The following is a 10014-nucleotide window of genomic DNA, read 5'->3' as shown; positions in this document are numbered from 1 at the left end:
TGAAGCTTAAGCATACTGTTCCTTCCATACCGCTTTCTACTTGCACCCACGCCCTAAGCAAAGGCTTAGCAAATTCTATAAGGTTTGTATCCGTCACGGACAAATTGAGTATAAGTAGGGTATTCTCCGCAAGCATAAGTATATATTCCAGCTCCTTAGGCTTTATTATCTCTCTATGGCCCACAAAGAGTATGTTAGGGTTCATATAGAAGGCGTCCTTTAGTCCTTCTTCAAAGGTATCCACATCAACACCCACTTCTCTCTGCACTACCAGGGACTGCCCGTGTCCGAGGAGAAAGGTAAGAGGAGATTCTAAGATAAAAATAACCTTTTTGAAATTTTGACAGACGTGCTGTAGAAGGGAATAAATGAGTGTGCTTACCAAAAGATGGTTTTTACCCTGAAAGATAAAAAAGCCTGAGTTATAAAGCCTTACTACTTCTTCCAATTTCTCCAAATGCCTTTTGTCCGGACAAAGTTTATCCATAGGCGGTATGTTGTAGGGAGTTTTCAAGATATGAACCACGTAACTACCTCTTTGTGTGATGTATTTTACTCTAAACCTCCCCACCTTTTGAAGACCAAAGGAAAACATGCCTTCTTTTCCAAGCGGTCCAAGTGCAAAGGGCGTGTGACTTCTAAGAGCTATCAGCGTATCCCTTATATCCTCAGGTGTAAGGATAGTATCAGATATCCTTATGAGTTCTTGACCCTTTCTTTCCATTATAAAAGCCCTTGGCAAAAGGTATATTTCTGCTATATCCTCATTAGCGCTCAAATAACTAACTATCTGTGGCATATAATTCATTACTCTTCTCCTTGTTGATAATTCTCATAACTATGTTTAGGCTAAAAATTATATTATGAGAACAGGAGGAGAAAATGGCTATAAAGGATATTATGGAAGCACTCAGAGATGAGGTGGTTAACAACTCCAGACTTTCTGAATTAGTCAAAGACATAAAGCTTATAGGAAGAACCCTTGAGATAGTGTATAGACTTCCTCAAAAGGGTCTTGAGGAAGATATTGTGGAAAAGACCAGAAATGCTCTTGAGAAGGTGCCAGATGTAGAGGATATAAAGGTTAGATTTGTAGAGGACATTCCCGCACAACCTGTAATGGGTGCTCCCATTTTTACCAGAAGAAGAGTGCCTGGCATAAAGCATCTTATCGCAGTTGGTAGTGGAAAGGGTGGCGTGGGTAAGTCTACTGTTTCCGCAAACCTTGCCCTTGCTCTTTCAAAGCTTGGATATAGGGTTGGTCTTTTGGATGCGGACATATACGGACCAAGTATTCCCACCATAATGGGTGTGAAGGGTCAGCGAGTACATGTGGACGAAAGCAACAAAATAATACCCATAGAAAAGTATGGAATAAAACTGCTTTCTATAGGTTTTTTGCTTCCCTCCGAGGACACACCAGTTATATGGCGTGGTCCCATGCTTATGAAGGCACTCACGCAGTTTCTCTTTGACGTAAAATGGGGAGAGCTTGACTACCTTATACTTGACCTACCACCAGGCACTGGAGACGTTCAGCTCACTCTTGCTCAAAACGTGCATATGGGTGGTGCGGTGGTGGTGACCACTCCTCAGGATGTGGCTTTGGCGGATGTGAAGAAAGCGGTAGCCATGTTCAAAGAGGTTCAAATACCCATTCTTGGTGTTATAGAAAATATGGCTTACTTTGTATGCCCCGATAGTGGCAAGAAATATTACATTTTTGGAAAGGGTAGGGTGGCAGAGTTTGCCACCACCTATGGGCTTAAGATACTCGGTTCAATACCCATTGACCCAGAGCTTGCGGAGACCTCTGACCTTGGAAGACCAGTGGTAGAAAGTCATCCAGACTCAGATACCGCAAGGGCTTTTATAAGCATAGCAAAGCTAATTAGCGACATAACGGAAAGGAGGTAAAAGATGTTTGTTAAAAAAGCGGGTAAAAGGGTAGTTTACTTAGACCACATTGCAACAACACCAGTAGCGGAAGAAGTCCTACAGGCTATGCTTCCCTACTTTAGAGAGCACTTTGGAAACCCCACGTCTCTGCATAGCTTTGGACAGGTGGCAAAAAAGGCTATAAACGAAGCAAGGGAAAAACTGGCAGTCCTTACAAACGCCAATAGTCCCGAAGAATTTATATTCACCTCTGGTGGTATAGAAGCTAACAATTTAGCCATAAAGGGTATAGCGGAGGCTTATGAGAAGAAGGGAAGACATATAATTACCACGGAGATAGAGCACCACTCCATATTGCACCCTCTAAAAAGCCTTGAGAAGAGGGGTTGGGAGGTAACCTACCTAAAGCCAGACAAGTATGGACTTATAGACCCACAACAGCTGGCGGATGCGGTCAGACCAGATACGGTTCTTGTAAGCATAGGGCACTCCAACAGAGAAATAGGAACTATACAAAACATAAAGGAGCTCGTAAAAGCTGCAAAGGAGAAAAATCCAAAGGTTATCTTTCACACAGACGCCTGCCCCACACTGGGACACTATCCTGTAGACTTAAAGGATTGGGGTGTAGATGCTGCTTCCTTTACCGCACACCTTATGTATGGACCTAAGGGTGTGGGTGCCTTGTGGACAAGGAAGGGTGTAAAGATAAGACCACTAATAGAAGGTGGAACTCAAGAAAGGGGTGTAAGGGCTGGAACGGAAAACGTGCCGGGTATAGTGGGCTTTGGTGCAGCCTGCGAGCTTGCCATGAAGGAACTGCCAGAAAGAATGGAAAGGCTCTCCTCATACAGAGACAGGCTAAAGAGGGGTCTTGAAGAAAGGCTTGATATGATAGAGTTTACGGGGCATCCCACACAAAGGCTACCGCATCATCTTTCTTTGATTGTCCACTTAATAGAAGGAGAAGCCATGCTCCTTAGGCTTGACCTAATGGGTATAGAGACCGCCTCTGGTTCCGCCTGCGTGTCTTTGGCTCTAAAGCAGTCTCATGTGCTCTTTGCCATAGGTGTTCCCAAAGAGGTGGCTAACGGCTCTATAGTTTTTAGCTTTGGAAGGGATAACACAGAAGAGGACGTGGACTATGTGCTTGAAGAGTTTCCAAAGACGGTAAAACTCCTCAGAGAGCTATCACCTTTTACGCCAGAAAACTGGGAGCAGTATGTAAAGGGTAGGAAATGAAGATTCTGGTCCATATATGTTGCGCACCCGATGCGGTTTACTTTTTGAAAAGGCTAAGGGAAGACTACCCAGAGTCCGATATAGTGGGCTTTTTCTACGACCCTAATATCCATCCTTACGAAGAGTATAAGCTTAGGCTTTTGGAAACAAAAAGGATATGTGGAGAGCTTGGCATAGAACTCATAGAAGGAGAATACGACTTGGAGGGTTGGCTTTCTGCGGTAAAAGGCTATGAGGATGAACCAGAAAGGGGAAAAAGATGTGCTATATGCTTTGATTACAGGCTTCTTAGAAGCCTTGAAGTGGCAAAGGAACTTGGTGCAACTCACCTTACCACCACCTTGCTTATGAGTCCAAAGAAGGAGTTTCTAATGCTAAAAGAGAGTGGACAAAAGGTGTGCCAAAACTCAGGCATTGAGTTCTTAGCCTTGGACTATCGCAAAGGTGGTGGCACTCAAGAGATGTTCAGGCTTTCAAAGGAGCTGGAGCTATACCATCAAGACTACTGCGGATGCATATACGGGCTTTTTAAACAGAAAAAGGGTCCAGTGCAATGGGATTTGGTCTCTTTTGGTGGCAGAAGACCGGGAAGCAAGGAGGAGTTGACCTTTATAAAAGAAATAAGGCTTTTTGTCCAAGGTGAACTAAATCTTTCTTGCAGGGAGTGGGAGTTTGGCTTTCTCAATTGGAAAGTTTTGCAAGGAAAACTTGAAGTCAATGGTCAGACAATCCCATCCTTTGTAAGACCCTACTCTCCATCTATAAGAGGTATTTTAAAGGCAGACCCTGTGGAGAAGATAGGAAGGGTAATATACTATAACAAGGGCGGTCTAAGGGTAATTTTGACAGAAGGCTTGAGAGATGAAGCTCTTGAGTATCCTGATAACCTTTGCAACCCAACCTTTCTTGTCCCACGGGAGTATGAGGAGAGCCTTTTGAGAAACAGAGTCTCCGCAGAGCTCCAGACAGAGATAAGCCCAGACAAGTCTCTTATTTTACTTATAGGTAGTTTGGATGCGGAAGATATAGCTTACCTGCCTGCGGACACCCTTCAGGATGGGACAGGAATAAGCTTGGAATGGTTAAAGGAGTTTCTAAGAAAAGAGCAAAGGGACATAGCTTTGGGAAGAAAAGCCTACCTCTTGGTTGGTGCGAGCACTCTCGGAAACCCCGGAGTGAGATACTTTGAAGAAAGAACAGGTAAAAAGGTTAGGAGTTTTCTGTGTAGTCAAACCTCTTAGCCTCAAGCCACAAGGCGTCCATTTCCTCAAGGGTCATCTGCCTTAGGTCTTTACCCATTTCCTTTGCCCTCTTTTCCATATATCTAAACCTCTTTTCAAACCTGTCATTTGCCTTTTGAAGGCATAGTTCCGCATCAAGTTTAAGAAGTCTTCCAAGCTCTACCACCGCAGTGAGAAGGTCTCCCAGCTCATGCTCAAGCTCTCTTCTATCTCCAGAGGTCATGGCTTCTCTTAGCTCTTGAAGTTCCTCCATTATTTTCTCTATTACCTGCTCTGGTCTCTCAAAGTCAAAGCCTACAAGACTTGCTCTATCTTGAAGTTTCTGAGACCTCATAAGTGCAGGAAGGCTCTTGGGAACACCGTCAAGAATGCTTTCCCTATCCTTTAGCTTTCTCTCCTCCCAGTTTTTGAGCACCTCTTCCGGAGTTTCACAGCCAAAGACATGGGGATGACGCTCTATGAGCTTTTTATTAAGCCTTTGGATTACCTCCTCTATGTCAAAAGCGGACCTCTCCTTTGCTATCTGAGAGTGGAAAACCACCTGAAGCAAAAGGTCTCCGAGCTCTTCCTTTAGTTTTTCATCGTCTCCAGAATCAATAGCATCAAGAAGCTCGTAAGCTTCCTCTATAAGATACTTCTTCAAAGTCTCGTGAGTTTGAGACCTATCCCAAGGACACTTAGAGCGAAGCTCCTCCATAATCCTCAAAAGCTCATCAAAAGCTTCCATAGGCTATATTATACTTAATGGTAAGAGAAGCTTTAAAACTGCTTTTTCTCATAGTCTCTTATAACTTTATACTACACTACCTGTCTACTCTGCTACCCGTTGACCTATTTCCCCTTCACTTAGAGGGTATTCTCATGGTTGCATCTTTCACTTCCGCTCTCTATCTTGCATGGCTTTTTGGATATAGAGAAAAGACCGTCATATGGCTTGCTTACGTTTCCCTATTTCAGATAATAGGGCTTTCTATTGTGAGGGGAGACTACGAAGTCATAACGCAGTTTCTTCCCTCTCTCCTGCTTACCGTATCTCTTATATGGCTCTTTGAGTCTCCCGTTGAGAAAAGAACGAAAAGGCTTGAAGAGGAAAGAAGAAGGCTTGAAGAAGAGCTAATCAGAAATAATGTGGAGCTCAGAGGGCTTTTGGAACAAATAAACCTTCTAAAGGAGCTTACAGAAAGGCTTTCAAAGGAGAAGGAACTTATAGAAAGTAGGTTTAAAAAGCTAAGAGAAGAGGAGCTTATAGAAAGGGAAAAGCTTGAGCGTGAAAAGGAAATGCTTGTTAAAAAACTTCAGGAAAACCAGAAGAAGCTTACGGAGTATACGGAAAGACTTGAAAGGCTAACTAAAATAAACAGAGAACTCTTTCAAATGTTAGAAGTTATGCAGGACACACAGCCAAGGGGAAGCAAAGAAGAGGTATCAAGGCTAAGACAAGAAAGAAAAAGACTATCAAAAGAGCTCATATCTCTGCAGGAGCTCTTAGAAGAGCTTTCCAAAGAGAATATGGAGATAAGCCAGAAATATGAGGAGCTTTTGCAAAGGTTTGAAGGAGAAAAAAAGGAGAGGGAAAAACTTCAGCTACAGGTGGAAAACCTTCTCAAGCAGGTAGAGAGCAAAAAACAAATATACGAAGACTTACTTTCAACTCTCTTTGAAAACATAGAGTTTGAAGAAAGTGCGGTTAGGGAATTTATGGAGCTCAACAAAGAGGCAAAAAGAGAATTTCTAAAAGAGCTTATGCTACTTAACATGAAGGATATGACTGAAAGGTTTGAGGTAATGAAGGGCTACAGGAATATCTTTAAGCTAAAGCCTATAGGGGGAAGAATATACTTTACATTTGGAAAAGCAAAAAGATGGAAAGTTCTTGGCATTTTATGGGGTGAGGACGATAAGAGCAAGCACAGATATATTAATGAGGTTCTGATAAAATATAAAGATTAGGTAGCATAAAAAGGAGGCAGATGATGACTGGGTTGAAAGAGGTCCTGGAAAGGCTTTTGAGTTTTAAAGCGGACGATTACATGGTCACAAGCCTCTATCTTAAGCTTGGTGTGGAAGAAAGAACAGACAGAAAGTATCTTAGAACCTTTAAAAACCTGGTTAAAGCTCAAAGGGAACACTTAGAGAACAGAGGATTAGAAAACCATGTTCTAAGGTCTGTGGAAGAGGACTTTAAGAAGATAGAGGATTTTCTTTCAGAACCTGAAAATCTAAAAGGATGCAGAGCAATAGCCATCTTTTCCTCCTCTTCCAGAGGACTTTTTGAAGTTGTTAAGCTACCATACACCTACAAAAACAGGCTCATAGTAGACCACGACCCTCTTATAAGAGAAATAGCGGTAATTGACGAAGAGCTTGGTAGAATAGGAGTGCTACTCATAGACAGAAAGCATGCACGCTTTTTCCTTATGGACCTTGAGGGAATGAGGGAGGTTTTGGACTTTATGGAGCCTCTTGCCACAAGGGCACATAAATTCCACTCGGGAGGTAGTGGGCTTAAGGGAGCAGAAGGTATTATGAAGTTTTCTATGCCTGCAAGAATAGGTGGACCAAACGTGGTCCAACATTCTTATGGCGAATACAGGTTTAATATGAGGATAAGAGAAGAAAGGCATAGGCTCTTTAAATTGGCAAGTGATGCTCTTATGGAAGCATGGAAAGAGAGCAAATTTGACAAACTGGTTATAGGCTCTGATAGGGAGGATATAAGGGATATAGAAAACCATCTCCATCCATACCTATTGGAAAGGCTCATAGGATACATAGAGGCAAATCCATCCTATGTGGAAGAGGAAGTCAAGGAAAAGGTATACAACCTCCTTTATGAAAAGAGTAAAGAAGAGGAGAGGAAATTGGTAGAGGAACTGCAGGAGTTGGAAGGTAAGGGACTTGCGGTAAATGGAACTTCAAGGGTATTACAGCAACTCTACAACGGAAATGTAAGGCTTTTGCTACTTGCGGATGACTTTCAAAAGCCGGGATATGTATGTGAAAAGTCCCACTTACCTCTCCTTACACCAGATTGCCCGTTGGAGGACAAGGTTTATCCAGTGCCAGATGTGGTAGATGAAATTATTGAGTTTGCTCTTGAAGAAAGAGCAAGGATTAAGGTTATACATTTAGAAGAATTAAAGAAGAAAATAGATGGGCTTGCCTGCTTTATGCGGTTTGCTCTATGAACTATGAAAGGGTGGTAATTTTCATAGATGGGTCTAACCTCTTTCATGCCATAAGGTATATGAACATAAGGATAGACTATCAAAAGTTAGTTGACTTTTTAAAGGAAGACAGAAAGCTTATAAGGGCATATTTTTATGGAGCCATACCTCAAGAAAAGGACATAAAGAAAAACAGTCCAGAATGGGAAAGCTATATGAGGCAGAAAAGGTTTCTTGAGGAGCTTTCTCTACAAGGTATAAAAGTGAAATTGGCAAAACTAAGAAAACTGCCCTCTGGTGAATATGTGGAGAAGGAAGTGGATATAATGCTTGCAACGGACATGCTTAGCATGGCTTATACAAACACCTACGATACTGCGGTGCTGGTAAGTGGAGACAGCGATTTTTCATACACGGTTGAGGAGGTACAAAGGATTGGCAAAAGGGTGGAAAATGCTTCTTTTAAGAGGACAAGCTCCTATCAGCTTCGTAAGGTTTGCGATAGGTTTTTACTCTTGGATGACTACTTAGATAGGTTTGTGGTGCAAGAAAAAATAGAGGTGTCCCAAGAGCTCAGCTTTTGGGAAAGAATTAAAAAGCTATGGAAAGGGTAGTGTGTCTTAGGACCAGTAGGAGTGGATGTATCAAAGGCTTGAAGTGCATAGAGGAACTCACAGAACATTATGCCATAACCGTTGGAAACTTTGACGGAGTCCACAGAGGACATCAACGTCTGTTAGAAAGACTAATTTCAAAAGCTAAGGAAAAGGGTTTAAAGAGCTTAGTGCTTTCCTTTTATCCACATCCACTATGGGTCTTGAACTCTACGCAGGCACCTTGCGAGCTTACGGACATAAGGGAGAGGTCAGAGCTTATTCTCAAGCATGGTGTGGACCAAGTGGTATTTATAAGGTTTGATAGAAGCTTTTCAAAGCTTTCCGCAGAGGACTTTATAAGAGAGGTTTTATGGAACAGGTTAAGGTGCAAGCATCTTGTGGTGGGATATGATTGGAGGTTTGGATACAAGCGTGAGGGTGAGATAGAACTTGCAAAGGAGCTCGGCAAAGAAATGGGCTTTGAAGTGGAGGAGATGGAACCTTTTAGGATAAATGGACATGTGGTGAGTAGCACCCTTATAAGGAGACTGCTTCATATGGGTAGGCTTGAAGAAGCCAGCCTATACCTTGGAAGAAATTATTCCCTTAAAAGAAAGGTAGTATCTGGCGAAGGAAGGGGCTCCATTCTTGGTTTTCCAACTGCAAACTTGCAAAACACAGAGAACCTCTGTTTGAGAGAAGGTGTATATGTGGTAAGGGTTGAAGACCGCTTTATGGGTGTTGCCAACTATGGGGTAAGACCTACCTTTGGAGGCAAGAAAAGGGTCTTAGAGGTTCATATACTTGACTTTGAAGGAAACTTAAGGGATAAGGAAATAAAGGTGGAGTTTCTCAAGTTTCTTAGAGAAGAGAAAAAGTTCTCCAACCCAGAGGAGCTCAAAAGACAGATAAAGGAAGATATTTCAAGAGCCAAAGGATTCTTCTAAGTATCCTATGTATAGAACCTTACCATCTTCAGTTAAACCAAAAGCCTTTTCCATCCTATCTCTAAGACCCTTTTTGTTTTCCAGAAAGTCCTTAAGGGTTTTTGGCTCTCCATGAGCCCTAAGCATGTATTCTTTTACTTGACCATTGTCAAAATGAATCTTCACGGGCAAGCAATAAAACTTGGAGTTTTCACCATCATGGCATCTTTCTATCTCGCCTATTACCTCAATGCTTACACTTCTTGCCACCAACTTCATAGGTATATTTTAACCCATGCCTAACTCTTTTAGCTTTCTCCAAAGCGTGGTTCTGTGCATACCTAACATTCTTGCTGCAAGGCTCTTGTTTCCACCCACCTCTTCAAGGACTCTTTTTATCTTTTCTCTTTCCTTTTCTTGTTCCCTCTGGGAGTTTTCCAACTCAATTTGAAGGTCTTCAAGGTTTATTAGGCTTCCTCTGCAAGTGATAACCGCACGCTCTACTATGTTTTCAAGTTCCCGCACATTGCCAGGGAAGTGATATGAAAGCAAAAGTCTTATTGCTTCTGAGGAAAAGCCCTTTATTCTCCTTGAGTATTTCCTTGTATATTTTTCCAAGAAGTGCTTAAGAAGCACTGGTATATCTTCCTTTCTTTCTCTGAGAGGAGGGAGGTATAGTCTTACAACACTTAGCCTATAGTAAATGTCTTCTCTAAATTCACCACGCTTTATAAGCTCTCTTAAGTTTTTGTTTGTGGAGGCTATTATGCGAAGGTTTACCCTTCTTGTCCTTGTATCTCCAAGTCTTTCAAACTCTTTTTCTTGGACTAAGTGGAGTATCTTTGCCTGCAGGTGAAGTGGCATATCACCTATTTCGTCTAAAAACAATTTATCCTACGCAAATAACTTGCCAAAAACCATAAGCATAAGATTTAGAATTATC

11 protein-coding genes are annotated in these 10014 nt (G+C 42.1%); 7 read left to right on the top strand and 4 right to left on the bottom strand.

Annotated elements, in window-relative coordinates; all coding sequences use genetic code 11:
- The coding region (locus WKI49_05300; GenBank protein MEJ7621906.1) for a twitching motility protein at positions 1-799 on the bottom strand (799 nt) is incomplete at its 3' end.
- A gap of 83 nt (positions 800-882) precedes the next feature.
- Here WKI49_05300 and WKI49_05295 point away from each other — a divergent pair.
- Genes WKI49_05295 through WKI49_05285 form a run of 3 tightly spaced genes read left to right on the top strand, consistent with a single transcriptional unit; the run spans position 883 to position 4382 of the window.
- Positions 883-1917: an Mrp/NBP35 family ATP-binding protein gene (locus WKI49_05295; protein MEJ7621905.1), complete on the top strand. Its 1035-nt coding sequence runs from the start codon at positions 883-885 to the stop codon at positions 1915-1917.
- A gap of 3 nt (positions 1918-1920) precedes the next feature.
- Positions 1921-3141, top strand: coding sequence for a cysteine desulfurase family protein (locus WKI49_05290; protein MEJ7621904.1), 1221 nt, complete (start codon positions 1921-1923; stop codon positions 3139-3141).
- Entirely contained in the window at positions 3138-4382 is a 1245-nt protein-coding gene (locus tag WKI49_05285; protein ID MEJ7621903.1) for an epoxyqueuosine reductase QueH, read from the top strand. The genes WKI49_05290 and WKI49_05285 overlap by 4 nt, the downstream gene beginning before the upstream one ends.
- Here the strand turns inward: WKI49_05285 and mazG are convergent.
- Positions 4351-5109, bottom strand: a complete 759-nt coding sequence (mazG, locus tag WKI49_05280) for a nucleoside triphosphate pyrophosphohydrolase (GenBank protein ID MEJ7621902.1) — start codon at positions 5107-5109, stop codon at positions 4351-4353. The genes WKI49_05285 and mazG overlap by 32 nt on opposite strands.
- A 17-nt stretch (positions 5110-5126) precedes the next feature.
- On the opposite strand from mazG, the gene WKI49_05275 reads away from it, so the two are divergent.
- The 4 genes from WKI49_05275 to WKI49_05260 are packed head-to-tail and all read left to right on the top strand — an operon-like array spanning position 5127 to position 9092.
- A complete protein-coding gene (locus WKI49_05275) occupies positions 5127-6332 on the top strand; it encodes a hypothetical protein (GenBank protein ID MEJ7621901.1) in 1206 nt (401 codons plus the stop codon).
- Positions 6333-6355: 23 nt separating this feature from the next.
- Positions 6356-7570: a peptide chain release factor 1 gene (locus WKI49_05270; GenBank protein MEJ7621900.1), complete on the top strand. Its 1215-nt coding sequence runs from the start codon at positions 6356-6358 to the stop codon at positions 7568-7570.
- Positions 7567-8163 (top strand): NYN domain-containing protein, encoded by a 597-nt coding sequence (locus WKI49_05265; GenBank protein MEJ7621899.1) that lies wholly within the window; start codon positions 7567-7569, stop codon positions 8161-8163. Before WKI49_05270 ends, WKI49_05265 begins: the two co-directional genes overlap by 4 nt.
- Before the next feature lie 38 nt (positions 8164-8201).
- Positions 8202-9092, top strand: a complete 891-nt coding sequence (locus WKI49_05260) for a bifunctional riboflavin kinase/FAD synthetase (GenBank protein ID MEJ7621898.1) — start codon at positions 8202-8204, stop codon at positions 9090-9092.
- Here the strand turns inward: WKI49_05260 and WKI49_05255 are convergent.
- Positions 9069-9350, bottom strand: a complete 282-nt coding sequence (locus tag WKI49_05255) for a hypothetical protein (GenBank protein ID MEJ7621897.1) — start codon at positions 9348-9350, stop codon at positions 9069-9071. The genes WKI49_05260 and WKI49_05255 overlap by 24 nt on opposite strands.
- Positions 9351-9359: 9 nt before the next feature.
- On the bottom strand, positions 9360-9959 hold the full coding sequence (locus WKI49_05250; GenBank protein ID MEJ7621896.1) for a sigma 54-interacting transcriptional regulator: 600 nt from the start codon (positions 9957-9959) through the stop codon (positions 9360-9362).
- Positions 9960-10014 lie beyond the last annotated feature (55 nt).

The sequence above is a fragment of the Aquificaceae bacterium genome (assembly GCA_037722135.1).
In the GTDB taxonomy this organism is placed as follows: domain Bacteria; phylum Aquificota; class Aquificia; order Aquificales; family Aquificaceae; genus Pampinifervens; species Pampinifervens sericum.
Note: the sequence above shows the minus strand (reverse complement) of the source record. Positions and strands in the feature narration are given on the sequence as shown.